The organism is Burkholderia sp. 572 (assembly GCF_040545135.1).
In the GTDB taxonomy this organism is placed as follows: Bacteria; Pseudomonadota; Gammaproteobacteria; order Burkholderiales; family Burkholderiaceae; genus Burkholderia; species Burkholderia cepacia.
On the sequence record NZ_JBEPLH010000007.1, the window covers coordinates 308,992 to 334,925 of the forward strand.

The following is a 25,934-nucleotide window of genomic DNA, read 5'->3' on the forward strand; positions in this document are numbered from 1 at the left end:
GCAGTTTGGACTTCTTTTCTGATTACCGAAATTTACGACATCGACAAAATAGGCGGTGCTGCGCCGCGTTGTCAAAGATCATTCCGATATTAAAAATCCCGCAATGATGCGAAGGGTCGCCAGTGTCTGGCATTTGAAAGAAAACGGGATTATTCGTGCAAGGTGCGTCTTGTCGGCAATGCCGCGCCGAATATTTTACTTTTTCGCGAACAACGACGAAGCCTTTACTGCATTGATGCAGCACGCTCAATACCTTCAGATCGACAGGATTTTTCTTTCATTTTTATTATCGCCAATCGATTAATTCATTGCGGTGAAATGCAGGCTTGATTCGAAGATTCGATTCACTTCAATCATTCTTCAATCCGGGGCTTATGCATCCCCGCCATCCATAAAATACCGATTTCGCGGCATGCATCGGTTCCAGTGGAATTATTTACCCGATATCCGGCCGGGTTTGTCGATGCGCGAGCGGCGTGCGATTCATCCGCCGCCGCCCGCGCGACGACGTGCGCACGTGCCGCACGTCGTCCATCGCGAAGCCGGTTCAACCCGCGCTCAATGCCCGCCGCCCGGCAGCGCGATATCGATCAGCACCGGGTCGTGATCCGACGAACGATACGCATCCGGCGCGTAGAACGTCTTCTGCTGCTCCGCCGATTTGTAGGCGAGCGTGTACTGCAGCGCGAGCGGTTCGTCCGCGTTGATGTGCCATTCGTGCACGGCCTTCACGTGCGACGCGAGCGGCAGTGTCGCGAGCGCGTGATCGAGATAACCGGCTTCGCCGTTGTACACGTAGCTGTACGCATTCGCGCCGATCCAGCGCGCGACGAGATTGCGGTAGCCGCGCGATTCGAGCGTGCGGATCGGGTCTTCATACGTGTAGCTGTTGAAATCGCCGATCAGCAGCACGCCCTGGCCCGCGACGCCCGTCGGGTTGCCGGCGAGCCAGTCGGCCACCTTCGCCGCCGCGCGCGTGCGCGTCGGGTTCCAGCAACCCTGGCCGTCACCCTGGTCGAGATCGTCGTTCGTGGCGTCCGGGCAGTTCTTCGACTTCAGATGGTTGACCGCGACCGTCAGCGACTGCTTGTTGCCGCCGACCAGCCGGAACGACTGCGCGAGCGGCTGGCGGTTCTTGTCGTCGATCGCGAGCGTGACCGCGCGGCCGACCGGCTCGACCTTGCGGCTGTCGTAGATCATCGCGACCGCGATCGCATCGCCGCCGAGGCGCGACACGCCCGGATCGACCACGCGCCAGTGGTTGCCGAGCTTCGCCGCGAGCTGGCGCACCGCGCTCAGCTCGCCGTAGCCGTTGTTCTGGATTTCCATCAGGCCGATCACGTCGGCGTCGATCGCCTTCAGCGCGCTGACGATCTTCGCTTCCTGGCGCTGGAATTCCTGGAAGTTCTTCGCGCCGCGGTTGTTCGGATCGTCGAAGCCGCCGCCGAGACCGTCGCCGTTGAAGTAGTTGAGGACGTTGAACGACGCGACGCGCAGGTTCGATTTCGGATCGCGCGCGGGTGCGCTGGTGCGCGGGTTCGTGCGCGCGTCGAATGCCGGCACGGCCGCGCCGGGCAGCGGCTGCACGCGCCATGCGCCGTAACGCACTTCGAGCACGCCTTCGACGTCGCGCACCGTGTAGCCCGCACGCAGCGTGTTCGCGGCCGACAGGCCCGGCGCCGGATACGGCACGGTCGCGGGGTTCTGCTTGTTCGAGCCGTCGTCGAGGACGAGACGGTTGCGTGCGTTCGCATCGATCTGCGTCTGTGCCTGCGCGGGCGGCACGACGCTCGTCGGCGTGCGCAGGCGACCGTTGCTGAGCATCACGCTGCCGTAACGGCCGAGTTCGTAGTTGTCGGTGACATTCAGTGTCTGCGGCAGGCGCACCAGCATCCCTTCATACGCGGCGAACGCGTTCGGGCTGTCGACCGGCAGCGTGAGCGTCGCGGGCGTGACGGCCTGGCCGTTCGCGCACACCGCGATCGCACCCGACTGCGTGAGCTGCGTCTGCCCGTACTTCTCCTCGACCTTGCCCGTCACATGCACGAGGTCACCGGCCTTCGCGCGCACTTTCGGCGCATAGACGAACAGGCCCTCGGACACGCCCGGCTGGTTGCGGCGCTGCGCGTCGGCCTGCTGGACGAAGAAGCCGCCGAAGCCGTCCGTGCCGCCGAAATCGGCGGTGACGACGGCTTCGATCGACACGTTCTGGCCGGCGAGCGGCGACGGCGCGCCCGGCCCCTGGATGTCGGCGATCGGCGTCGTGCTGCCGCCGCAGTTCGGGCTGACAGGCGCGGCGGTGGCGGCGATCGCCGGGGCAGCGAGCGTGGGCAGAAGCAATAGCGGGGCAAACAGGAGGATTATCGAGCGCATGACGGGGAATCCCGGTTGTGAGGGTGGCGAAAGCTTAGCGGCGCTCAATGACAGTTTTTGGTAATCGAAAGACAGGCTGATGTAATCGTCGTCATCACGCTGCGATCGCCACCGATCGCACGTTCGGGCCTGAAAACGCGGGGAAATCGTCCGGCAATAAATTCGTCGCGCTCGCGACGATTCCCCCGCGTGCCTTCGCGCATGGTCCGCCGCGCTATACCGTCCCCGGCAACGCGCTCGACACGAGCACGGCCGCCACCATCAGCACGCCGCCGAGCACGACCGCCTCGATCCGCAGCACTGTGCCGAACCGTTTCAGCGAAACAGCCGGCATCGCGGCGGCCGGGTCCTTCAGCGCGGCCAACAGCTTCGGCATCCCGAAGAAGCGGTTGTGTCCGCCGAGCGCTGCGGCGATCAACACCAGCGCGAGCTTCAGCAGGAGGATCTGCCCGTACGTCGACGCGAGCAGGTTGGCGGGCGTGTCGACGCCGCGCCAGCCGTTGTACGCGCCGGTTGCGAACAGCACGATCAGCGCATATGTCGATGCATCGGACAGCGACTGCACGAACGATGCGCCCGTCGTGCGTTCGCTCGCGGGCAGGCCGGTGAGCCGCGGCATCACGCCGAACGCCGTCACGAGCACGAGCCCGACCCACGCGCTGATCGCCAGCAGATGCAGCCAGTCGATCCACACCGGCACGCTGAACAGCCCCGCGTCGACTGGATGCCCGCCGTTGCTGCGCGCAAGCGCGACGCAGGCGAGCGCGGCCCAGATCGCGAACGGAAAACGCGAATCGTGCGCTCGCCCGACGAACGACAGCAGCACGACGACGAGCATGAATATGGCGCCGGCCAGCCACGCATGACCGAACCCCGTGCCCGCGAGCATCGCGCGGACGGCCGGCCCGGCGTCGAGCATCGACACGTCGCTCATCAGCGCGCAGTGCGCCCAGAACGCGGTGATGCTGGCAAGCAGCGACACGACGGACGCGATGCGCAGCGTCGCGACGAGCCGCCGCCCGATGCCGTGCTGCCACGTCGACGCGCCGCGCGCGAGCCAGTGGCTGCCGAGCAGCGCGCCGACGACGACGGCGAACCCGGCATTCTGGATCGCCACCGACACGAGCCGCAGGAGACCGACGAAGCCGTCGTTCACCCTTTCACCTTGAACGTATAGGCGCCCTTGGTGCGATGCGCATCGGCCGTCATCGCGACCCACTGCACCGTGTACGCGCCCGGCGCGAGCTTCGGCATCGCAATGGTCATCACGCGCGGGTTCGACGCATCGACCTTCGCCTTTTCCTGCGTGACGGCGTTGCCGTTCGCGTCCGACACCTTCACCGAACTGAACGTCGGTTCGAGGTCTTCGTTGAAGGTGAGCCGCAACGTGTCGGGCGCCGTGTCGACCGTGCTGCCCGTCGCCGGTGCGGCGCTTTCCAGCTTGCCGTGCGCCGATGCGGCGACCGGCGCGGCCGCGACGATCGTGCCGGCCACGGCGAAGGCGGCCAGCCGCCTGAGAGTCGTGATCTTCATGTTCATGCCTCGCGTCACGGCTTCTTCAGCTCGACGACGGTCAGCGCGCCGCCCACGTCCTCGGCGACGAAGTCGATCTTGTCGCCCACCTTCACCTGCGACAGCATCGCCGGGTCCTTCACCTTGAACACCATCGTCATCGCGTCCATCCCGAGGTTCTCGAGCGGGCCGTGCTTGATCGTCAGCTTGGCCGCAGCCGTGTCGACCTTGCGGATTTCGCCGTGCGACATGCTCCGCTTTGCCGCGGCTTCCTGCTTCGCGCCACCGCTCATGTCCATGCCGGCCATGTCGCCCGCCGCGTACGACGCGGCGGAAAACGCCAGCGCCCAACCCGTTGCCATCAAAACCAGTCCCTGCTTCATCGTGTCGACTCCCGTGTGAGTGAATGGAAACCGGCGGCCGCATCGGTACGGCCGCCGCATGCTGCTGCTCAACCGTCCGACAGTTCGCCGGTGTACTCGTACGCGACGGTGCCCTTCGGATGCCTGAACCAGCCCGGATCGCGGTAGTCGTTGCGGCCGAGGCCCTGCCGCACCTTGCAGACCGTGAACATGCCGCCCATCTCCAGCGGCCCGAACGGGCCCGTGCCCGTCATCATCGGCAGCGTGTTGTCGGGCAGCGGCATCTCCATGCCGCCCATCGCGCCGCCCGTGCTGCCCATCGCCATGTAGTCGGGCACGAGCTTGCCGATGCGCTGCGCGAGATCCTTCTGCGGCACGCCGATCAAATTCGGCACCTGATGGCCCATCGCATTCATCGTGTGATGCGACTTGTGGCAGTGGAAGGCCCAGTCGCCCGGGCGATCGGCGGTGAATTCGATCGCGCGCATCTGGCCCACCGCGACATCGGCCGTCACTTCCGGCCAGCGCGCCGCCGGCGGAATCCAGCCGCCGTCGGTGCCCGCCACTTCGAAGCTGTAGCCGTGCAGGTGAATCGGATGGTTCGTCATCGTCAGGTTGCCGAAACGAATCCGCACGCGGTCGCCCGCGCGCACCGGCAGCGGATCGATGCCCGGGAACACGCGCGAATTGAACGTCCACATGTTGAAGTCCGTCATCTCGTTCACGCGCGGCGTGTAGCTGCCCGGATCGATGTCGTACGCGGCGAGCAGGAACACGAAGTCGCGATCGACCGGCATTGTGCCGCGATCCTTCGGGTGCACGATGAACATGCCCATCATCCCCATCGCCATCTGCACCATCTCGTCGGCGTGCGGGTGATACATGAACGTGCCGTGCGCCTCGAGCTGGAACTCGTAGACGAAGGTCTTGCCGGGCGGGATATGCGGCTGCGTGAGGCCGCCGACGCCGTCCATCCCGTTCGGCAGCCGCAGCCCGTGCCAGTGGATCGTCGTGTGCTCGGGCAGCCGGTTGGTCACGAAGATGCGCACCTTGTCGCCTTCGACGGCCTCGATCGTCGGCCCGGGCGACTGGCCGTTGTAGCCCCACAGGTTCGCGTTCATGCCGGGCGCCATCTCGCGCACGACGGGCTCGGCCGTCAGGTGGAACTCCTTCCAGCCGTTCTTCATCCGCCACGGCAGCGTCCAGCCGTTCAGCGTCGCGACGGGCGTGTACGGCCGGCCGTTCGGCGGCACGAGCGGCGGCTGCGTGCCGGTTTTCGCCATCGTGGGCGCTTCCGGCAACGACGCGGCGCCGGCCTTGCTGACCATCGCCGAACCGAGCAGCGCGGCGCCCGAGTGGCTGAGAAATTGTCGACGGGACACCATGTCAATGACCTTCCGGATGCGTTTGCGTCGCGGGCGCCGGTGGCGCCGCGGGGGTGGGAGCCGGCTGCGGCGCAGCGTCGGCGTTGGAAGCGGATTCCGGCCGGGCAGATGGCGTCGCACGCGGCACGTCGCCCGGCGTCGGCAGCCGCCCCCCGACGGCCATCTGCAGATCGGTTTCGGCGAGCCAGTAGTCCTTCAGCGCATCGATGTAGCCGTTCACCGCGCCGACCTGCTCGCGTGCATCGGCCAGCAGCTCGAACACGCTCGCGAGCATCCCGTTGTAGCGCAGCAGCAGCTCGTCCGAGATCGTCTTGCGCAGCGGCACGACTTCGTCGCGATAGTGGGTGGCGACGTCGTAGCTCGTCACGTAGGCCGCATACGATTCGCGCACTTCGGAACGCGCGTCGATGGCCGTTTTCGCGAGCCGGTTCGCCGACTGCATGTAGACGGCCTCCGCCCGCGCGACCTTCGCGCCGCCCCAGTCGAACAGCGGAATCTCGACGCTGATCTCGAAGCCGTGCTCGTGCCCCTTGCCGGTCTCGTAGTCGTTCACGTAGCCGAGATCCACCGCATTGACGAAGCGCGTGGCCTTGCTCAGGCCGAGCGACGACGCGACACCCTGCGTCTGCAGCTTCGCGGCCTGGATGTCGAGGCGGTTGCGCATCGCGAAGCGTTCGAGATCGGGCAGGTTCGGCCGCGCTTTCGGCAGGTCGGGCAAGCGCTCGGGCAGCGCGTATTGCGTGCGTTCGCCCCACAGCCCCATCGCGCGCGTGAGCTTCTCGCGCGCGGCCACGGCCTGCTGGCGCGCCTTCGCGTGCTGCGCAACCGCATCGGCGTGGAACGCCTGCTCCCGCGCGTAATCGAGGCGGCTGAAGTTGCCGGCCTGCCGCATGTGCTGCGCCAGTTCGGCGGCCGCGCTCGCGGCATCGCGCACCTGCCCTGCATAGTTCGCGGCCTGTTCGGCCGCGACGGCCTCGACATACGCGCGGCGCGCGTCGGCGGCCACCTTCAGCATCGCGTCGGCGGTTTCGAGCTTGGTCTGCTCGAAGCGGCGGCGTTCGATGTTCGTCGCAAGCGGCAGGGTCAGCAGCGCGAACACGTTCGCCGAGAACGTGCGGCCGAGGGTCAGCTCGCCGTCGCCCGCGCGCGTGCGGCTGAACGCGAAACGCGGATTCGGCAGCCGGCCGGCCTGGACGAGATCGGCCTCCGACAGCCCCAGTTCCGCGTACGACGCCTGCAGGCCGCGGTTGTTCAGCAGCGCGACCTGCACCGCATCGTCGATCGACAGCGGCTTGGCGAGCAGTTCCTTCGTGCGCGTGTCGACGGCTTCACGGTCGGCGTCGGTCCTGACCACGACCGCGTCCTTGCCGATGCGCTCCGACGCGACGGACGACACCGCGTCGAAACCGCCGTCCTTCGAAAACGTCGTACAGCCGGCGAGGAAGGCCAGCACGGCCGCGGCCGCGCCGATCCTCGGCGAGATCGACAGCCTCGTCATCGCGCGGCCTCCTCGTGCATCGAACGGGTAGCGCCGCCAGCCGCACGACCGGTCGTGCGCCCCTTCGCGGGCCGTTCCGTCACGTCGCGGTTCAGCTGTTTCCAGCCCGGGCCTTCGTCGTCACGATACGGCCGGTAGCCGTCGAATGCGGATGTCACGGTGACGTCCGGCACCGCCGCGGCGGCGTCCGCCGGATCGGGCAGCGGGGTTTGCGCAGGCGCGAGCGACGGCACGATGGCCGCCGCGCCAAGCAGCGCCGCAGTAATCAATCGCATGAATGGGTCTCGTCGTGTGTCGTGCGGCGGACGGGATGCCGCCGCCGGAGCGGATTGCGGAGCACGGCCGGTCGGGGCCGCGGGCGGGGTCTAGACGAGAAGCCGGCGCGGCGGCCTGTCGATGCCGCCGGTCAGGAACGACACGACCCCGGCCGCGGGCGGTGGCGAGACGATCGCCGCGCGAACGCCGGCCGCGGCGGGCACGGCGGGCGCGCCCGACATGCCGGCGCCGATGCAGCAGGACACGCACGCGGAACACGCCGGCGCATGCCGGGCGTGGCTATCGGCGTCGTGATGGCCGTCCTGCGCGGCCGGCATTGTGTGCGACGCCGCTTCCATCGGCGCGACGGCAACGCGTTCGCACTGCATCGAAACAGTCGCGAACGACTGGATCGGCAGGCTCAGCGCCAGCAGCACGACAAGGAGGAATTTGCGCCAGTACGACATGGATGCGGAATCAGGCAGGCAACGACCGGATGGGCCGGCGCGGCGCCGTGACAGCGCGTGCCGGGGGACAAGACGGCCGCAGCTTATCGCCGTCGCGGTGACGACGACATGGCCGAAACATGACCGGATTTTCATGAAACGCGTGCGACGCGCCGCAAGCGCTTCATGACAATTCCGTCATCCGGCGGTCATTCTTCGCGCACGCTCGGCGCCCTATACTCACGCGTTACACTGACCGGCTGGAATCACGGACAGCCTGCCTCACCATGCGGATACTGATAGTCGAAGACGAACCCAAGATGGCGTCGTACCTCCGGAAAGGGCTGATGGAGGCGAGCTACACGGTCGACATCGCGGAAACCGGCAAGGACGGGCTGTTCCTTGCGCTGCACGAGGATTTCGATCTCGTCGTGCTCGACGTGATGCTGCCGGAAATGGATGGCTTCGAGGTGCTCCGGCGCCTGCGCGCGCAGAAGCAGACGCCGGTGCTGCTGCTCACGGCGCGCGAGGCGATCGAGGACAAGGTCGCCGGGCTCGAGCTGGGTGCCGACGACTACCTGCTCAAGCCGTTCGCGTATGCCGAGTTTCTCGCGCGCATCCGCTCGCTGCTGCGACGCGCGCCGCGCAACGTGCGCGACATCCTGCATGTCGCCGATCTCGAAGTCGACCTGATCCGCCGCCGCGTGCGGCGCGCCGACACCCGCATCGACCTGACCGCGCAGGAATTCGCGCTGCTGCAGCTGCTCGCCGAACGCGAAGGCGAAGTGCTGACACGCACCTTCATCACGTCGCAGATCTGGGACATGAATTTCGACAGCGACACGAACGTCGTCGATGCCGCGATCAAACGCCTGCGCGCGAAGATCGACAACGCCCATGAGAAGAAGCTGATCCACACGATCCGCGGGATGGGCTACGTGCTCGAGGATCGTTCGTGACGCGCAGCAGCCCGGCCTCGTATTCGCTGCTGCGGCGCCTGACGCTGGCGTTCGCCGTCGTCGCCGCGCTCGTGTTCGCGCTGACCGGCGCGTACCTGTATCGCTCGCTGTCCGCCGAGCTGACGCGGCGCGACGACATCGAGATCTCCGGCAAGCTCAACCAGTTCCTGCAGCTTGCGCACGCGAGCGGCTCGGCTGCCGCGCTGCGCGCCGATCCGGCCGTGTTTCATGAAGTGCTGCTGTCGCATCCGGGCGTCTATCTCGGCATCTACGACGCGCGGAACCGCGCGCTCGTCGAGCATTCCGACGAAGCCGGCCACACGCTGGCGTCGGTGATCGCCGCGCCCCATCCGGCCGGCGCAACCGGCACCCCGTTCACGTGCGCGCCGCCCGGCATCGGCACGTCGCGCTGCGTGTATGCGCGCGCCACGCTGCCGTCCGGCGATGCGATCCAGGTTGCGCTTGCACGCACGGCGACCGATCGCCAGTCGTTGCTCGAAAGCTACCGCGTCGACATCTGGCTCGCGGCGGCCGCGGGCGCGCTGCTGGTCGGCGCGCTCGGTTACGCGGTCGCGTCGCGCGGCCTGCGCCCGGTCGAGAGCCTCGGCCGGCAGACGTCACGTATCGAGGCGCACAACCTGAACGCGCGGCTCGACGCGCGTGGCGGCCCGGTCGAGCTGCGTGAACTCGCGACGTCGGTCAACCGGATGCTCGACCGCCTCGAACGCGCGTTCGTGCGGCTCTCCCAGTTCTCGTCCGATCTCGCGCACGACATGCGCACGCCGCTCGCCAACGTGATCAGTTCGTCGCAGGTCACGCTGTCGCGCGCGCGCACGACCGAGGAATACGAAGCGCTGATCGATTCGAACATCGAGGAATGCGAACGGCTGCAGCGGATGATCGAGAACATGCTGTTTCTCGCACGCACCGACAATGCGCGTCAGCACCTGAAGACCGCCGAACTTGACGCGGGCGGCGAACTGCGCCGGCTCGCGTCGTATTTCCAGGCGCTTGCCGATGAAGCCGGCGTAAGCATCGACGTGCAAGGCGAAGCGACCGTCGCCGCCGATGCGACGCTGTTCCGGCGCGCCGTCAGCAATCTCGCGTCGAACGCGCTCGAACACGCGCAAGCCGGGTCGACGATCGAGCTGGCGGTGTCCACGCAAGGCGGGTATGCGGTCGTCGAAGTCACCAATCGCGGCGCCGCGATTCCACCCGAACAGGTCGAACGGATCTTCGAGCGCTTCTACCGCATCGATTCGTCGCGGCACGGCGCGGCGCGCAACGCGGGCCTCGGGCTCGCGATCGTGAAATCGATCATGGAGCTGCATCGTGGCAAGGTCGAGGTCGCAAGCCGTGACGGGCGCACGACGTTTGCGCTGCATTTTCCGCGCGGCGTCGAGGGGTAAGGCGTTTCCCGCGCGTGTCGCGTCGGCATGACGGCCGGCGCGACACCAGGCGAAGCACGACAACGCCCCTTCACTCTCCCGGTTCGCGCCGGATTTTCGCCTGGCGGCGATTGCGGTCGTTCAGTATCTGGTGCCGGCGATGGTCGGTCAGCTTCTTCCAGTCACGCGCCTCGTCGCGCGTGCGCAGGCAGCCGACACAAAAGCCCGTCCGGCCGTCGAACGCGCACAGCTCGATACACGGTGATTTCACGGCCACGGTCAGGCTGCCTTCGCAGGCGTCATCACTTCGACGGTCACGTGCGACACGCCGTCGAAACTCTCGATCAGCGCGTGGTAGAAACGCGCGTCGCGCCCCGTCTCGACGGTCTCGACCGACACGATCGCACTCATGTGGCCCGGGCCGACACGCCACACGTGAAGATCGTTGACCTTGTCGCCCAGCGCCTCGATCGCATCACGTATGCGCGCCGCCAGTTTGCGATCCACGTTGACGTCGAGCAGGATGCCGCCGGTATCGCGCATCAGCCCGTACGACCAGTTCGTGATCACGAGCGCGCCGACAATGCCCGCAACGGGGTCCATCCAGACCCAGCCGAATGCACGTGCGAGCAGCAGGCCGACGATGGCCAGCACCGACACGGCCGCGTCGGCGATCACGTGAACGTAGGCCGACCGGATGTTGTGGTCGCGATGGGCTGCCGTGTGCGAACCGTGACCGTGATGCGCATGATGGTCATCGTCGTGATCATGGTCGTGGTCGTGCCCATGATGATGACCATGACCATGCCCGTGGTGATGGCCGCCGCTCAGCAGCCACACGCTGGCAAGGTTCACCGCGAGCCCCAGCACGGCAATCGGAATCGCTTCGCCGAAGTGAATGGGTACGGGCGCCAGCAGACGCGCAACGGCCTCGTAGCCGATCAGGATCGCGATCATCGCGAGCACGATCGCGCTCGTGAACCCGGCCAGGTCGCCCAGCTTGCCGGTGCCGAACACGAAGCGCGGATCGTCGGCATGCTTGCGCGCATAGGTATAGGCCAGCGCGGCGATCAGCATCGCGCCCGCGTGCGTCGACATGTGCAACCCGTCGGCGACGAGCGCGAGCGACCCGAACAGCGTGCCGCCGACGATCTCGGCCACCATCATTGCCGAGCACAGGCCGATGACCATCCACGTCCTGCGTTCGTTCTGCTCGTGCGCCGCACCGAGGAAGATATGGTCGTGCCCCGCGCCGAACGCGTCATCCCGGAAAGCGTTCATGTCCTGCCTCGATTACTTGAAATAGCTGTGCACCACGTCGATCAGCTGCTCGGTCGCGCTGCCTTCGTGTGCGTCAGGTTCGTGCGCATCGACCAGATGCTCGCGAATGTGGTCTTCCAGCACGACGGCCAGCAGCCCGTTCATCGCGCCGCGACAACTCGTGATCAATTGCAGGACCTCGTTGCAGCCGCGCTCCTCCCCGAGCGCGCGCTCGATGGCCTCGACCTGGCCCTTGATCCGGCGCACGCGGTTCAGCAGCTTCTGTTTTTCACGAACGGTATGGCTCATCGACGACGGGCTCCTGAATAGGGAGGGGGAGTATATATCCGGAAGGGTTCCCGTATAGGGGAGAGGGGTATATTTTTTCGGGATGAAGGCTTGTCGAAAGGTATCCGCTCGGCTAGATGCGAAGCGTCAAGGCTGTTTCTCGGCGCGGGAAGTCTGGTCGTCGGCGCATCGACGCCGATGGCACCATGAGCACGATGATTGCCGGCACGTGCCGCCGTTCAGTATCTTGTGCCGGCGACGATCGGTCCGCCTCTTCCAGTCACGCACCTCGTCGCGCGTCCGCAGCCAGCCCACGCAGAATCCGATACGGCCGGCGAACACACACGGCTCGACGCACGGCGATTTCACGGCCACGATCAGGCCGCCTTCGCAGGCGCAATCACTTCGGCGATCACATGGGAAACATCGTCGAATCGCACGTCACGCGCTGCATCGGCAGTCTCGACCGACACGAGCGGGCATACGTGGCTCGGGCCGTCGCGTGGACTGCGACGGGTTTCAGCACCCGGATCAGCGCAGCGAAATCGGAATTCTCGCCGCGACCCAATCTATCGTGGTCGGCGGCATCGAGATCGTCCGCGTGCTGTCGTACGCATCCGATGCGTCGAAGTAGATCAGCTTGCCGTCGTGGATCTCGATTGGATCGTTTCCAGGCCGGCCGCCCCAGAAGACGAAAAACAGCCGGGTAGCAAGTGTCGATCCGTGCTCATCGGCCACGACGATTTTGATCTGTTCGTTTTGGTCAGCAAAGAGGACGTCGCCGCGGTGGCCACTTCCGCAGATGTTGACGATATAGGTTGTGCCATCGACCTGCTTGATGCCGCCGTTCAGTTTCGCGTTGTAGTTGTATCGCTGGCAGTCGGTTTCGTCGGTCGTGATCCCGCGAACGCTGACGAGATAGAAGATTGCCAGGAAGCCCAGCGTGACGATCGCCAGTCCTGCGCGCATCGTTCTGCTGAAATGGCCGATATTTCTGACAAGCCGGTAGAAGTAGATCACGAAGATGATCGACGTGATGGCGAAGATCGTGCTCTTCGCATGCTTGAGCGAGAAAAGCACGATCGCATTCCTGACGTCCACTGGCAAAAACATCCATGCAATGGCGACAACCAGGCATGTGACGACAACGGTCGAAACCGCTTTGAGAATGACGGCGGTCGCCTTCATTGCTCGGCCGGGACGGTTCTGCATACGGTGTCGAATTTCAGAATGATCGGTTTGTCCAGCTTGATGAGTTTAGGGCGACTGTAGACCATGAAGTCGCCACCACGATTATGCGCCGACCTCCAGTCGCGGTACGTCTTGTTATGAACTGGCCAGTAGACATCCTTCGCCAGGAACTTCCGAAAAAGGCTGGTGCGTTTGTCGATCGGCTTGTTGACCTCCTCGCCCGCGGGGAGATACCGCCATTCTTCAATAGTCGAGTTCCCGACGTTCAAGTTGCTGCTTTTGAAAAAATCGTTGACCGCCGCGGCATAGGACAGAACCATCCCGTTCCTGTTCCTGTTCCAGTGGCCGAGGTATTGGCTCTTGGAAAGCGAATCGTCGTTGAACGAATAGCTGTCTTTGATGTAGACATAGACGTGGGTAATCCGCGCGACAGGCTCGAGACAGAAGACCCTGTTCTCGCCTTCGTATTGATAAAAGCGTTCGCCGGTAACGGCCGCCTTCCCTACGGCAGCGTAGAAATTGAAGTTCGCCAGGGCGCCGGTCAAATCCGTCATCGCGGTACCGTCGAGCGTGTCGAGGGATGATACTGGCTGGTACTGAAATCCCCAGGCGATGTGAAACTGGAGCGGAGCAGTCAGAAACGGGGAGGTGTCGATAACAATACCTGCCGCGCTCACTTGTCCGGTCGAAAAACTCCGCTCGACCACGGGCGCCAGGACTTTCGTTACTGCGCGTGCGGCATTCGGCGTGTAAATCGCTTGCCGGACAAGCTGATTGAATCGTTCCGTTGCACCGCGAAATTTCAGAGCCCAATCCAGGGAAACCGTCGTGTCATCGAGCGGCTGTACAGAGTTGAGGTCGTTGTTATAGACATGTCTTGGGCTCGCAAACCATTTCCGCGCCAGCTTGGCCGAGATTGGCCAGCCCATCTTGTCCATCGCTTTGGGGATGTCCTGCAGATCGAACTCGGGCAATTTGTCGGCCTGCTCCGCGTCCCGAGGCTTGTCGTTCGGCTGCGGTTTGGCAGGCGGTTCGGTGGGCGCTGGCGCAGGGGTGGACGTGTGATGCGGCTTGACCGGTGCAGGTGCCTTGGGCGGCGATGGCGGCTCGTTCGGCGCACGCCTGTCGAACGAGATTTTTTGCTGCGTGTCGATGGGAATGCATCCGACCACTCCAGCGTGACATTTCCAACGTTTGCCGGAATAGAAGACTCCGGATTCCAGCTGGTAATACGGGACTTTTTTGACGTCGGGCATAGCGCTTGAATGATGATTCGCGAGAGAACCGGTCTCAGCGTAATCAAAACCCCGGCATTTCCAACGTCGATAACGAAGACAACTTGTCAGATCCAGCCGAACCTACGTAGGACATAGCGGTACGGGCAGTCTTCCGGCGGCACGACTGTTACAGAAGGTTTCGTCGCCACACGGCTCAACATCTCGTCCTCGAGTTCCGCAGCCCCCTCGTCTGCCAATAAGGCGACCGTGTCAGCCTCCACGGGGGCCGGACGCGTGGAGTGAAGAGATTCGCGTCGACGGGCCGCAGTGGTATGTGTCCCGCATCCCGCCACGAACGTCCTCGACGAAATCGCACCCCGATCACACGAAGATGGTCACCAACCGCCCATCGATACCGCCGCAGATGTCGGTCCATGCCAGTCGCTCCGGCATGGTTAGTCTGCCGGCCCTCAAAGGGCATTTGCAGCACGTCACCGACGAGATGCGCGTGTACTGCAGCGACGGGTTCTGCCGGACGGTCAACCTCGTCTTTGACAACGAGCACTTTCGCCTCTTTTGTGACCACTTCCGTCGGCCCCACGATCGACACATCACATCGGCCAGATCATTGCGTGCCCAGTCATTCAGCGTCTCCCCATACCCACCGACCCGACAATGCCGTACGAAATGAAGGCTTGTCGAAAGCAACCCGCTCGGCTAGACTGCCCTTCGTCTTTGGGGAGTAGCCTGCTTTCCGTCTCCGGAAAGCGAACGCGTCAACACACTCGGCCTGCGGCCGTGGCGCGTTCAGCCTGATCGGCCTGGCGAGACCATCGGCACATCGCGTCGTTCCTGGTCGGACGTCGGCGGATGTGCCATGGTTCGTCAACGTCCGACCACGGAGTCCCCATGTTCCCCGCCGCCCTCTCCCCGCGTTTCGCCGCCGTCCCCGTCCGCACGCATGCCTGCGGAGGTGCCGCATGACGTTCATGTTCGTCGAACTGGCGGTCATGCTGATCGTCATCCTCGTCGCCGCCGAGGTCTTCACCAATGCGCTCGAACATCTCGGCGAACGCCTGAAGATTTCCGAAGGCGTCACCGGTTCGCTGTTCGCCGCCGTCGGCACCGCGCTGCCCGAAACGATGGTGCCGCTGCTCGCGCTCGCCGGCGGCACGGCGAACCCGGCCGTGAACGAGGAGATCGGTGTCGGCGCGATTCTCGGCGCGCCGCTGATGCTCGCCACGCTCACCACGTTCCTGATGACGCTCGCGGTGATCCGCTCGCGCGGGCTGCGCGGCACGATCGCGCCCGAACGGACGGGTTTCGTGCGCGACCTGAACTACTTTCTCGCCGCGTTCTCGCTGGCCACCGCCGCGATGTTCGTCCCGCATCACAACAGCGCCGTGCGCGCGCTGCTCGCCGCGATGCTGGTCGGGATCTACGTGATGTATGTCGTGATGACGTTCCGTGCGTCGAGCCAGCTCGTCGATGCCGGGCATGGCACCGAGGCGCCGCACAAGATGTTCCTGTCGCGCCTGGGCGTGCCGACCAATCTTGCGACCATCGCGCTGCAGCTGCTCATCGGCGTCGCGCTGCTGGTCGGCGGGGCGAAGGGTTTCATTCACGGCGTGGAAGGCGTATCGCACGTGCTCGGCGTATCGGCCCTGCTGCTGTCGCTGATCATCGTGCCGATCGCGACGGAGCTGCCAGAGAAGGTCAACAGCGTGCTGTGGATCCGCCGCGGGAAGGACACGCTCGCGTTCGGCAACATCACCGGCGCGATGGTGTTCCAGGGCACGCTGCTGCCGGCGATCGGCATCATGCTGACGCCGTGGGAGCCGCGCCTCGAAGTGCTGACCGGCGTGATCGTCACGCTCGCGGCCGCCGCATGGCTGCGCGTCAACGCGCGCACGCGCGGGCTCGCGATCTGGGCGTTGCTGGCGAACGGCGCGGGTTACGCAGCCTATCTGTTCCTGACACTGGCCCGCTAACCCGGCTCACCCGGTACGGGCACGCTGCCCCGGTGCGAACGATGCACCGCCGCGCCGCGTGCCCGCGAGCGGTTCAGATGCGCGTCTGGTTCACACGCTGCGACAGCTGTTCGGCGCTTTCCTTGCGCTCGCTGTACCGGTCCGTCAGGTACGCGCCGACGTCGCGCGTGAGCAGCGTGAACTTGACCAGTTCCTCCATGACGTCGACGACCCGGTCGAAATACGCGGACGGCTTCATCCTGTCGTCGTCGCCGAACTCCATGAACGCCTTCGCGACGGACGACTGGTTCGGAATGGTCAGCATGCGCATCCAGCGCCCGAGCACCCGCATCTGGTTGACCGCGTTGAACGATTGCGATCCGCCGCTGACCTGCATGACCGCCAGCGTCTTGCCCTGCGTCGGCCGTACCGCGCCGACCGACAGCGGAATCCAGTCGATCTGCGCTTTCATCACGCCGGTCATCGCGCCGTGCCGCTCGGGGGAACACCACACCATGCCCTCCGACCATTGCACGAGCTCGCGCAACTCCGCCACCTTCGGGTGATGCTCGGGTGCATCGTCGGGCAACGGCAAGCCGGACGGATTGAAGATCCTGGCATCGGCGCCCATGGCCGTCAGCAGCCGCGCCGCCTCCTCGACCAGCAGCCGGCTGAACGAACGCGCGCGCAACGAACCGTAGAGCAGCACGATGCGTGGCGGATGCGTCGACGGGCGCGCGGGTTGCAGCTGGCTCGCATCCGGCACGCGAAACAGCGCGGCGTCGAGTTGCGGCAGATCGTTCAGGCGGTCAGACACGCTTGCCCTCCGCATCGATCACGATTTCGCCGTCTTCCTTCGCAAACGGCCCGTTCTGCGGATCGGGCAGGATGTCGAGCACCCGTTCGGACGGGCGGCACAGCCGCGTGCCGAGCGGGGTGACGACGATCGGGCGATTGATCAGGAGCGGATGCGCGACCATGAAGCCGATCAGATCGTCGTCGCTCCATTTCGGATTGTCGAGATCGAGCGCGTCATACGGTGTGCCCTTGCGACGCAGCACGTCGCGAACGGGGATGCCCATCGCCGCGATCAGCGCGCGCAATTCCGCTTGCCCGGGCGGCGTGTCGAGGTACAGCACGACACGCGGTTCGACGCCGCTGTTGCGTATCATCGCCAGCGTGTTGCGCGACGTACCGCAATCGGGGTTGTGATAGATCGTGATGTCGGTCATTTCCGGAATCCTGATTGATTTCACGCGCGCTCGTACCAGCCCTTCGAACGGTTGACGACGCGCACGACGAGCAGCATGACCGGCACCTCGATGAGCACGCCGACGACGGTCGCGAGCGCCGCGCCCGAGTGGAAGCCGAACAGGCTGATGGCAGCCGCCACGGCCAGCTCGAAAAAGTTGGACGCGCCGATCAGCGCCGACGGGCACGCGATGCTGTGTTTCTCGCCGACGACGCGATTGAGCCCATAGGCGAGCGCTGCGTTGAAGAACACCTGGATCAGGATCGGCACCGCGAGCAGCGCGATCACCAGCGGCTGCTTCAGGATCGCCTCGCCCTGGAACGCGAACAGCAGCACCAGCGTGGCCAGCAGCGCGGCGATGGACCAGGGGCCGATCTTCGCCATCGCGCGGTCGAACGCCGCCTGCCCCCTGGCGAGCAACAGCCTGCGCCACGCTTGCGCGAGGATCACCGGGATGACGATATAGAGCACGACCGACGTGAGCAGCGTCGCCCATGGCACCGTGATGGCGGACATCCCCAGCAGCAGGCCGACGAGCGGCGCGAAAGCGATCACCATGATGCTGTCGTTCAGCGCGACCTGCGACAGCGTGAACAACGGATCGCCGCCGGTCAGCCGGCTCCACACGAACACCATCGCCGTGCACGGCGCGGCGGCCAGCAGGATCAGGCCGGCGATATAACTGTCGATCTGGTCGGCCGGCAGCATCGGCGCGAACAGCTGCCGGATGAACAGCCAGCCGAGCAGGGCCATCGAAAACGGCTTGACGAGCCAGTTCACGACGAGCGTGACGCCGATCCCCCGCACGTGCTGGCGAACCTCATGCAACGCGCCGAAGTCGACCTTGACGAGCATCGGCACGATCATCACCCAGATCAACAACCCGACGGGCAGGTTGACCTGAGCGTATTCCAGGCGGCCGATGCGCTGAAAGAGCCCCGGCAGTGCCAGGCCCAGCGCGATGCCGAGCACGATGCACAGCGCCACCCAGACGGTCAGGTAGCGCTCGAATGATCCGATGGCGGGCCTGGCCGCCGCGGCTTGCGACGGGGCCGCGTTCGAGCCGCTCACGTGCGATCCCCGCAGCAGGCCGGCGCCGCCGTCACGCCGCACGCAGCGCCGGCGCAGCAGTTTTCGGTCAGGAACCCGATGAGGCCGCTCATCGATTCGAAGTTCGCCGCGTAATAGATGAACCGGCCATCCTGACGCGCGGTGACCAGCTCCGCATGCGACAAATCCTTCAGATGAAACGACAGGCTCGATGGCGACAGCCCGATCTGCTGGGCGATCGCACCGGCCGGCAGCCCTTGCGGCCCGGCGACGACCAGCGCGCGAAAGATGGCCAGGCGCGCTTCATGAGCAAGCGCGCCCAGGGCGCGCACGACGAGATTGGAGTCCATGGCGCGAAGGATAGCGTCTTCATTTCCATATTTCAAGAATTGTTGAAATAAAGGTGCCGAGCCCCTGTCGAACGGCATAACCGGGCTGCACCCGACCCGCCGCGCATCGCCGAACGCCGCCGCGCGAGCCGCATCCGGCCCGACATGCGCGACGCCGGTGCGGCCGCCGCCCCGGTTCACGGATCGGCGAGGCACCGGCGCGCCGTCAGGTCAGGACGCCTTCACGAGCTTGACGATCGTCAGCGTGCCGTCGACCTTCTCGATCCGCACCTTGACCTTGTCGCCCGCATGCGCGTGCTCGAGCATCGCCGCGTCCTTCGCCTTGAACGCCATCGTCATCGCAGGCATCCCGACGTTGTCGAGCGCGCCGTGCTTCAGCGTGATCCGGCCGCTCGCGGCATCGACCTTCTTCACTTCGGCATCGGTCAGCGCGGCGTTCGACTCGGCCGCACTGCCCGACGACATCTTCATGCCCGGCATGTCCATGCCGGCCATGTCGCCGGCGGCGAAGGCCGGCGCGGTGAAAGCGCCGGTCGCGAGAACGGCTGCGGTGGTGGTGACAGTGATCCACTTCTTCATCGTGATTCTCCGGTTGGGATGGATGGCACGTTCGTGCCGTGAGGTACTGCATCGGAATGCCGCACGCGGCCCGTGCTTCGCGCATGACGGCGCTGAAGCAGGAGCCAGGCGGCGGGAATGACGAACATCGACAGCAGCGGCGCCGTGACCATGCCGCCGACCATCGGCGCGGCGATGCGCTGCATCACTTCGGAACCGGCACCGTGGCCGACCATGATCGGCACGAGGCCGGCGAGCACGACGGCGACCGTCATCGCCTTCGGCCGCACGCGCAGCACCGCGCCTTCGCGGATCGCGTCGAGCAGCAGCGCGTCGGTCAGCGGTTCGCCGGCATCGAGCCGGCGCTGCAGCGCGCCCTTCAGGTACAGCAGCATCACGACGCCGAATTCGGCGGCCACGCCCGCGAGCGCGATGAAACCCACCGACGTCGCGACGGACACCGCATGGCCGAGCGCCCACACGAGCCAGAAGCCGCCGACCAGCGCGAACGGCACCGTCGACATCAGCAGCAGCGCATCGGCCGCCGAGCCGAACGTGAGAAACAGCAGCACGAAGATCACCACGAGCGTGACCGGCACGACGGTGCGCAGCCTGGCCGCCGCGCGTTCGAGATACTCGAACTGCCCCGACCACGCGATCGAATAGCCGGGCGGCAACGCGACCTGTTGCGCGACGGCCTGCTGCATCGCGCGCACGGCGCTCCGCAGATCGGTGCCGCGGATGTCGACGTACACGTAGCCGGACAGTCGCGCGTTCTCGCTGCGGATCATCGGCGGCCCGTCGGCGATCGCGATGCGCGCGACGTCGCCGAGGCGGATCTGCGCGCCGCGCGCGGTAACGACCGGCAGCAGCCGCAGGTTCTCGACCGAATCGCGGATCTCGCGCGGGTAGCGGAGGTTGATCGGAAAGCGCTCGCGCCCCGCGATCACTTCGCCGACGTCGTCGCCGCCGACCGCCGAAGACACGACCGACTGGATGTCGGCCACCGACAATCCGTAGCGCGCGGCCGCGAGCCGGTCGATATCGACGTCGATGTAACGGCCGCCGTTCAGCCGTTCCGCAAGCGCGGACGTCACGCCCGGCACGCGCTTCACCGCGGCCTCAACCTGCTTCGCGATCGCGTCGATCCCGGCCAGGTCCGGCCCGGAAATCTTCACGCCGACCGGCGTCTTGATGCCGGTGGACAGCATGTCGAGCCGGTTGCGGATCGGCGGCACCCACACGTTCGACAGGCCCGGCACCTTCACCACGCGGTCGAGTTCGTCGACGAGCTTCTCCGGCGTCATGCCGGGCCGCCATGCGCTGCGCGGCTTGAAGCGGATCGTCGTTTCGAACATCTCGAGCGGCGCGGGATCGGTCGCGGTATCGGCGCGGCCCGACTTGCCGAACACCGTGTCGACCTCGGGCACGGTCTTGATCAGCCGGTCGGTCTGCTGCAGCAGCTCGCTCGCCTTGTCGGCGGAGAGGCCCGGCAGCGCGGTCGGCATGTACAGCAGGTCGCCTTCGTCGAGCGGCGGCATGAATTCGCCGCCGAGCCGCGACAACGGTACGGCCGTCAGTCCGAGCGCGACGACCGCGACGCCGATCGCGACCCACGGCCGCCGGAGCGTCGCTTCGAGCAGCGGCCGGTACACGCGGATCAGCACGCGGTTGATCGGGTTCGCGTGCTCGTGCGGAATGCGGCCGCGCACGAGATAACCCATCAGCACCGGCACCAGCGTCACCGACAGCCCGGCAGCGGCGGCGATCGTGTAGGTCTTCGTGAACGCCAGCGGCGCGAACAGCTTGCCTTCCTGCCCTTCCAGCGAAAACACCGGGATGAACGACAACGTGATGATCAGCAGCGAGAAGAACAGCGCGGGCCCGACCTCCGCGGCCGACGTTGCGACGATCTCCCATCGTCGCGCGGCCGTGACCGGTTCGCCGGGATGCGCGTGGTCGTACGCCTCGAGATGCTTGTGCGCGTTCTCGATCATCACGATCGCCGCGTCGATCATCGCGCCGATCGCGATCGCGATCCCGCCGAGCGACATCAGGTTCGCGTTGACGCCCTGGTAGCGCATCACGATGAACGCGGCCAGCACGCCGAGCGGCAGCGACAGGATCGCGACGAACGCGCTGCGCAGATGGAACAGGAACACCGCGCAGACGATGCCGACGATGACGAATTCCTCGATCAGCTTGTCCTTCAGGTTGCCCACCGCGCGCTCGATCAGTTGCGAGCGATCGTAGGTCGTGACGATCTCGACGCCGGGCGGCAGCGAACGCTTCAGGTCGGCCAGCTTCGCCTTCACCGCGTCGATCGTCGTGAGCGCGTTCTTGCCCGAGCGCATCACGACAACGCCGCCCGTCACCTCGCCCTGCCCGTTCAGCTCCGCGATCCCGCGCCGCATCGCGGGGCCGACCTGGATGCGCGCGACGTCGCCGAGCAGCACGGGCGTGCCGGCGTCGTTCGTGCGCAGCACCACGTGCCGGAAATCGTCGAGCGTGCGCAGGTAGCCGGTCGAGCGCACCATGTACTCCGACTCGGCCAGCTCGACGACCGAGCCGCCGGACGCCTGATTCGCGTTGCCGAGCGCGTTCGCGATTTCCGCCTGCGTGATGCCGTACGCGCGCAGCCTGTCCGGATCGAGCACGACCTGGTACTGCTGCACCATGCCGCCGATGCTCGCGACTTCCGAGACGTCCGGCACGGCCTTCAGCTCGAACTTCAGGAACCAGTCGTTGAGCGCGCGCAGCTGCCCGGGATCGTGACGGCCGGTGCGATCGACGAGCGCGTACTCGTACACCCAGCCGACGCCGGTCGCATCCGGCCCGAGCGACACGGTCGCGCCGGCCGGCAGCCGGCTCTGCACCTGGCTCAGGTATTCGAGCACGCGCGAGCGCGCCCAGTACGGATCGGTGCGGTCGTCGAACAGCACGTAGACGAACGCGTCGCCGAACGACGAGTACGCGCGGACGGTTTTCGCACCGGGCACGCCGAGCAGCGTGGTCGTCAACGGATAGGTCACCTGGTCCTCGACGATCTGCGGCGCCTTGCCCGGATACGACGCCTTGACGATCACCTGCGTGTCCGACAGATCGGGCAACGCGTCGAGCGGCGTCTGCCCGACGGAGTGGACGCCCCACGCGGCGATCAGCACGGTGGCAAGCAGCACGAGGAAGCGGTTGTGGACCGACCAGCGAATGATGCGCGTGATCATCGTTCGCCTCCCTGCGGTTCGACCTTCGTCAGGCGATAACCGTCGTCGGTCTGCGTGAACGCGAAACGCACCGTCTGGCCCGGCCTCACGCCAGGGAACGCGGCGGCCGACGGCTTGCCGAACGTCATCGTCATCGCGCCCCAGCCGAGCGCCGGCACGGGTTGATGCGAGAACGTGATGTCGTCTGCCGTGACCTGTTCGACCTTGCCGGTGGTTTCGTAGATCGGTGCCGCTGCTTTCGGTGCCGGCTCGGAAGTCACCGCCGCCCCGCTTGCGCCGGTGTCGCTCCGCAGCCGCGGCAGCACGCTCTTCAGGCTCGCCTCCGAATCGATCAGGAACTGCCCCGATGCAACGACCGTATCGCCTTCGTTCAACCCGTCGAGCACTTCCGTGTCGCCGCCGATGTCGTTGCCGGTCGTCACCTGCACCGGCTGGAGCCGGCCGTCGCCGTTCTTCACGATGACGATCGTGCGCTTGCCGGTCGCGATCACCGCTTCGGACGGCACGAGCAGGCGCGACACGCTCGCCTTCCCGGCAACCCGCACGTGCATCAGCATGCCGGGCGTGAGCTTCAGCGCGGCGTTGTCGATCTCCACGCGTGCCTGCAGCGTGCGGCTGCTCGTGCTGATGCCGGGCAGCACTTCGCGGATGCGTCCGGTGAAACGCCGCGCCGGGTCGCCCGCGAACGTCGCATCGACCGGCATCCCCGGCTGCACGTTCAGCGCGAGCGCTTCCGGCACCTCGACGATGAGCCACAGCGTCGACAGCCCCGCAATCTTCGCCAGCGTCTGTCCGGGCGCGACCATCGCGCCGTCCCGCACGTTCAGCTCGCTGACGACGCCGGTTTCCGGCGCGGTCAGCACGACGTGCGTCTGCGCGCGGCCGGTGCGATCGAGGCTCGCGATCATGCCGTCGGGAATCGACAGCGCCCGCATCCGCGCGCGCGATGCATCGAGCAGGCTGCCGTCCATCCCGCCGCGCTTGAGCGCGAGGTATTCCTCCTGCGGCGCGAGCCAGTCGGGCACGAACAGCGACGCCACCGGCGCGCCCTTCGCGATGCGCTGCATCGGTGCACGCGCATAGAGGCGATCGATGTAGCCGGTGACGCGCGACTGGACGACCTCTGCGCGCGATTCGTCGAACTGCGTGGTGCCCACCGCATCGAATCCGGCCGCCGTCTGCTGACGGCGCACGGTCGCATAACGGATGCCGAGATTCTGCTGCAGGCCCGGATCGATCCGGATACCGGACGCGCCGCCGCCCTCGTCCGCATAGACGGGCTGCAACTGCATGTCCATGAATGGCGACTTGCCCGGCTTGTCGAAGTGCTGGTTCGGCACCATCGGGTCGTGCCAGTACAGCACCTTGCGGCCCGTGTTCGGGTCGGTCTTGCCGGCAGGTGCGGCGCCGGGCGCTACGGACGATGCGGCCGATACGCCGCCCGCCGCATGGCGCATGCCTGCGACGTAACCGGCTCCGAGCAGCGCCGCGGCGGCAAACGTCAACAGCGCCGCGCGTGCCAGGGATGGCTTCTTCATGAGGTTCTCCTTCACTGCGCGGCGGCCATCGTCGACGGCACGACCTGATATTCGAGCTGCGCCCAGGTCTGCGACACGTCGCGCCTGAGATCGAGCACCTGCAACTGCGCGTCGAGTTGCGCGCGCCGCGCGGCGAACGTGTCGGCGAGTGAACCCGTGCCCGCCCGGTAGGCGGCATCGGCCAGCTGCACGCGCTGGTCGGCGGCGGGCAACAGCGACGTACTCAGGTTCGCGATGCGTTCGCGGCCGCTCGCGAGCGTTTCGGACTGCGTGCGGATATCGGCCTGCACCTGGCGCAGCGTGTCCTCGTACATCAGGCGCGCCTTCGTCGCCAGTTCGGCCTTCTCGGCGACATCACGGTTCTGGCGGTTCCTGCGATTGAGCGGCAACGGAATCGTGACGCCGACGGACACCATGTTCGAATACGCGCCGCCGCGCTGCTGGTACGCGACTTCCCACGTCCAGTTCGGGCGTCGTTCGCTGTTCGCGACGGCGGTATCGGCTTCGGCGACGGCGATATCGTCGGCGGCCGTGATCAGTGCCGGCTGCGATACGCGCAGTTCGTCCGGCGGCAACGACGACACGAACGATTCCGGCGCGGGCGGCGTGCCCGTGACGTCCGACGCCGGCACGGCGGTCCAGCGCGACAACGCGATGAGCGCGGTCTGGTAGACCTGCCGCGCTTTCAGCCATTGATCCTGCGTCTGCGCGAGCATGGCCCGCGCCTGGACGACATCGGCCGCACTCGCCTTCGCGCCGCGATACGACGCCTTCGTCGCGTCGAGTTCATGGTTCATGTGATCGAGCAATGCCTGCTGCAGCGCGAGCGCCTGCTTCGCGTAGACGGCGTTCAGCCACGCCGTTGCGGTTTGCTGGCGTACGCTCGCGAGCTGCGCGAGATAGCCGGCGCGCTCGCGTCCGACCTGCTCGTTGGCCAGTGCCGAGCGCAGGCGCCGCTTGTCGCCGGACACCCACTCCTGCTCGATGCCGATGCGGCGCATCGTCATGAAGTCCTGGCCGACGGTGAAGCGCTGGCCGCCATTGACCGGCAGGTTGTCGATGCCGGCCTTGAGCATCGGGTCGGGCAGCTGGCCGGCCTTCACGGCCGCCTCCGAGCTGGCGCGCACCGAAGCCTGGGCGGCCTGCATCGACGCGGAATGATCGGTGGCGGACTGCAGCGCGGCGTCCAGCGTAAAAGGCGGTTGCTGCGCGTGAGCCGCGCCCGCAACCAGCAGCGCCGCCCAAAGCATGGGCGCGCGCCGGCGCGCACGCCGCGCAAGCGGCGTGCCGGGATGGAATGACATGGTTTAACCCCAACGGCGGAACCCCATGGGGATTCCACGTCCTGCGCACAGGACGAACCTCACCGCGAATGCGGCGAACCTATCGGATCGGGATCAGCTGATGCGTGGAGGGCGCCACAACCCGTTCGGATCGCGGACCGGGAGGATTTGCGCGTAGTGGAAGGCTACGATGCTGGCGAACGCAGCGGGACGACTGACTTCGGCGCGAGCGGCCGGATGATAGAGACTGCCGAACTGGCATTGCGCCGTCAGCTTGCAGGACAGGCCCTTCGCTTTCGCGTGGGCCTTGCCGGTGGACCACGACTGCATCGAATCGCAACCCGGCATGTCGGCGGACATGCCGGCGTCCATGTCCGTCGACATCGACATGCCCTGCTGCATCATCGGGCATTCCCCGGCCAGGCCGCTGGCTGCCAGCCCGCTGATGGGCAGCACCGCGCAGAGCAGCAGCAGGATGACGGTCCGGAGGAATTTCATGCGGGCGATTATAGCGCGGGGTTTTGCTGTGTGGCGGCGCATCGATACGGCGGAACGACGCGCCGTAGCCCCACCCA

At 66.2% G+C, this 25,934-nt stretch carries 26 protein-coding genes and 1 riboswitch; of the genes, 3 read left to right on the forward strand and 23 right to left on the reverse strand.

Annotation, left to right across the window (positions count from 1 at the left end; all coding sequences use genetic code 11):
* Nucleotides 1-558: 558 nt before the first annotated feature.
* The 8 genes from ABIC51_RS16090 to ABIC51_RS16125 all read right to left on the reverse strand — a co-directional run bounded on the left by ABIC51_RS16090 (nt 559) and on the right by ABIC51_RS16125 (nt 7,852).
* Nucleotides 559-2,373: an ExeM/NucH family extracellular endonuclease gene (locus ABIC51_RS16090; protein WP_175899220.1), complete on the reverse strand. Its 1,815-nt coding sequence runs from the start codon at nt 2,371-2,373 to the stop codon at nt 559-561.
* 214 nt (nt 2,374-2,587) lie between these two features.
* Entirely contained in the window at nt 2,588-3,529 is a 942-nt protein-coding gene (locus tag ABIC51_RS16095) for a CopD family protein (RefSeq protein ID WP_354006548.1), read from the reverse strand.
* Nucleotides 3,526-3,906 (reverse strand): copper homeostasis periplasmic binding protein CopC, encoded by a 381-nt coding sequence (copC, locus tag ABIC51_RS16100; protein ID WP_027789824.1) that lies wholly within the window; start codon nt 3,904-3,906, stop codon nt 3,526-3,528. Before copC ends, ABIC51_RS16095 begins: the two co-directional genes overlap by 4 nt.
* Nucleotides 3,907-3,920: 14 nt before the next feature.
* Nucleotides 3,921-4,268: a copper-binding protein gene (locus ABIC51_RS16105; protein WP_027789825.1), complete on the reverse strand. Its 348-nt coding sequence runs from the start codon at nt 4,266-4,268 to the stop codon at nt 3,921-3,923.
* 68 nt (nt 4,269-4,336) lie between these two features.
* Nucleotides 4,337-5,632, reverse strand: coding sequence for a multicopper oxidase family protein (locus ABIC51_RS16110; protein ID WP_175899215.1), 1,296 nt, complete (start codon nt 5,630-5,632; stop codon nt 4,337-4,339).
* A 1-nt stretch (nt 5,633) separates the two neighbouring features.
* Entirely contained in the window at nt 5,634-7,130 is a 1,497-nt protein-coding gene (locus ABIC51_RS16115; RefSeq protein ID WP_354006549.1) for a TolC family protein, read from the reverse strand.
* On the reverse strand, nt 7,127-7,405 hold the full coding sequence (locus ABIC51_RS16120) for a hypothetical protein (protein ID WP_059688620.1): 279 nt from the start codon (nt 7,403-7,405) through the stop codon (nt 7,127-7,129). Before ABIC51_RS16120 ends, ABIC51_RS16115 begins: the two co-directional genes overlap by 4 nt.
* A 90-nt stretch (nt 7,406-7,495) precedes the next feature.
* Nucleotides 7,496-7,852 carry a hypothetical protein gene (locus ABIC51_RS16125; RefSeq protein ID WP_146252393.1) on the reverse strand — a complete coding sequence of 119 codons (357 nt, stop codon included), beginning with the start codon at nt 7,850-7,852 and terminating at the stop codon, nt 7,496-7,498.
* Nucleotides 7,853-8,118: 266 nt separating this feature from the next.
* Between ABIC51_RS16125 and ABIC51_RS16130 the strand changes: the two genes are divergently transcribed.
* Both ABIC51_RS16130 and ABIC51_RS16135 read left to right on the forward strand, forming a co-directional pair.
* Nucleotides 8,119-8,790 carry a heavy metal response regulator transcription factor gene (locus ABIC51_RS16130; protein WP_027789830.1) on the forward strand — a complete coding sequence of 224 codons (672 nt, stop codon included), beginning with the start codon at nt 8,119-8,121 and terminating at the stop codon, nt 8,788-8,790.
* On the forward strand, nt 8,787-10,199 hold the full coding sequence (locus ABIC51_RS16135) for a heavy metal sensor histidine kinase (RefSeq protein WP_091920435.1): 1,413 nt from the start codon (nt 8,787-8,789) through the stop codon (nt 10,197-10,199). Before ABIC51_RS16130 ends, ABIC51_RS16135 begins: the two co-directional genes overlap by 4 nt.
* A gap of 70 nt (nt 10,200-10,269) precedes the next feature.
* Here the strand turns inward: ABIC51_RS16135 and ABIC51_RS16140 are convergent, their stop codons facing one another.
* From ABIC51_RS16140 to ABIC51_RS16165, 6 genes are all read right to left on the reverse strand, one after another.
* Nucleotides 10,270-10,455 (reverse strand): DUF1289 domain-containing protein, encoded by a 186-nt coding sequence (locus ABIC51_RS16140; protein WP_021159996.1) that lies wholly within the window; start codon nt 10,453-10,455, stop codon nt 10,270-10,272.
* 2 nt (nt 10,456-10,457) lie between these two features.
* Nucleotides 10,458-11,459, reverse strand: coding sequence for a CDF family Co(II)/Ni(II) efflux transporter DmeF (gene dmeF, locus ABIC51_RS16145; RefSeq protein WP_301764490.1), 1,002 nt, complete (start codon nt 11,457-11,459; stop codon nt 10,458-10,460).
* Nucleotides 11,460-11,471: 12 nt separating this feature from the next.
* The gene (locus tag ABIC51_RS16150; protein ID WP_021159994.1) at nt 11,472-11,747 is read right to left on the reverse strand and encodes a metal/formaldehyde-sensitive transcriptional repressor; all 276 of its coding nucleotides are present in this window, start codon (nt 11,745-11,747) and stop codon (nt 11,472-11,474) included.
* Nucleotides 11,748-11,873: 126 nt separating this feature from the next.
* Nucleotides 11,874-12,101 (reverse strand): DUF1289 domain-containing protein, encoded by a 228-nt coding sequence (locus ABIC51_RS16155; protein WP_080982157.1) that lies wholly within the window; start codon nt 12,099-12,101, stop codon nt 11,874-11,876.
* A gap of 156 nt (nt 12,102-12,257) precedes the next feature.
* The gene (locus tag ABIC51_RS16160) at nt 12,258-12,938 is read right to left on the reverse strand and encodes a hypothetical protein (RefSeq protein ID WP_354006550.1); all 681 of its coding nucleotides are present in this window, start codon (nt 12,936-12,938) and stop codon (nt 12,258-12,260) included.
* A complete protein-coding gene (locus ABIC51_RS16165; RefSeq protein WP_354006551.1) occupies nt 12,911-14,173 on the reverse strand; it encodes a DUF6402 family protein in 1,263 nt (420 codons plus the stop codon). The genes ABIC51_RS16160 and ABIC51_RS16165 overlap by 28 nt, the downstream gene beginning before the upstream one ends.
* A gap of 686 nt (nt 14,174-14,859) precedes the next feature.
* Nucleotides 14,860-15,034: riboswitch (yybP-ykoY riboswitch) on the forward strand.
* A gap of 80 nt (nt 15,035-15,114) precedes the next feature.
* Here ABIC51_RS16165 and ABIC51_RS16170 point away from each other — a divergent pair.
* Nucleotides 15,115-16,125: a sodium:calcium antiporter gene (locus tag ABIC51_RS16170; RefSeq protein ID WP_354006552.1), complete on the forward strand. Its 1,011-nt coding sequence runs from the start codon at nt 15,115-15,117 to the stop codon at nt 16,123-16,125.
* Between the two features lie 73 nt (nt 16,126-16,198).
* Here the strand turns inward: ABIC51_RS16170 and arsH are convergent, their stop codons facing one another.
* The 9 genes from arsH to ABIC51_RS16215 all read right to left on the reverse strand — a co-directional run bounded on the left by arsH (nt 16,199) and on the right by ABIC51_RS16215 (nt 25,857).
* Nucleotides 16,199-16,936, reverse strand: a complete 738-nt coding sequence (gene arsH / locus ABIC51_RS16175; RefSeq protein ID WP_080981935.1) for an arsenical resistance protein ArsH — start codon at nt 16,934-16,936, stop codon at nt 16,199-16,201.
* On the reverse strand, nt 16,914-17,336 hold the full coding sequence (gene arsC, locus ABIC51_RS16180) for an arsenate reductase (glutaredoxin) (protein ID WP_060171627.1): 423 nt from the start codon (nt 17,334-17,336) through the stop codon (nt 16,914-16,916). Before arsC ends, arsH begins: the two co-directional genes overlap by 23 nt.
* A 20-nt stretch (nt 17,337-17,356) precedes the next feature.
* Nucleotides 17,357-18,427 carry an ACR3 family arsenite efflux transporter gene (gene arsB, locus ABIC51_RS16185; protein ID WP_059692948.1) on the reverse strand — a complete coding sequence of 357 codons (1,071 nt, stop codon included), beginning with the start codon at nt 18,425-18,427 and terminating at the stop codon, nt 17,357-17,359.
* Entirely contained in the window at nt 18,424-18,756 is a 333-nt protein-coding gene (locus tag ABIC51_RS16190; RefSeq protein ID WP_027789840.1) for an ArsR/SmtB family transcription factor, read from the reverse strand. The genes arsB and ABIC51_RS16190 overlap by 4 nt, the downstream gene beginning before the upstream one ends.
* A 210-nt stretch (nt 18,757-18,966) precedes the next feature.
* Nucleotides 18,967-19,335: a copper-binding protein gene (locus ABIC51_RS16195; protein ID WP_124545924.1), complete on the reverse strand. Its 369-nt coding sequence runs from the start codon at nt 19,333-19,335 to the stop codon at nt 18,967-18,969.
* Nucleotides 19,332-22,538: an efflux RND transporter permease subunit gene (locus ABIC51_RS16200; protein ID WP_354006553.1), complete on the reverse strand. Its 3,207-nt coding sequence runs from the start codon at nt 22,536-22,538 to the stop codon at nt 19,332-19,334. Before ABIC51_RS16200 ends, ABIC51_RS16195 begins: the two co-directional genes overlap by 4 nt.
* On the reverse strand, nt 22,535-24,076 hold the full coding sequence (locus ABIC51_RS16205; RefSeq protein WP_354006554.1) for an efflux RND transporter periplasmic adaptor subunit: 1,542 nt from the start codon (nt 24,074-24,076) through the stop codon (nt 22,535-22,537). Before ABIC51_RS16205 ends, ABIC51_RS16200 begins: the two co-directional genes overlap by 4 nt.
* 11 nt (nt 24,077-24,087) lie before the next feature.
* Entirely contained in the window at nt 24,088-25,380 is a 1,293-nt protein-coding gene (locus tag ABIC51_RS16210) for a TolC family protein (RefSeq protein ID WP_321839501.1), read from the reverse strand.
* 93 nt (nt 25,381-25,473) lie between these two features.
* Complete coding sequence (locus ABIC51_RS16215; protein WP_175860711.1) at nt 25,474-25,857, reverse strand: hypothetical protein; 384 nt, start codon at nt 25,855-25,857, stop codon at nt 25,474-25,476.
* Nucleotides 25,858-25,934 lie beyond the last annotated feature (77 nt).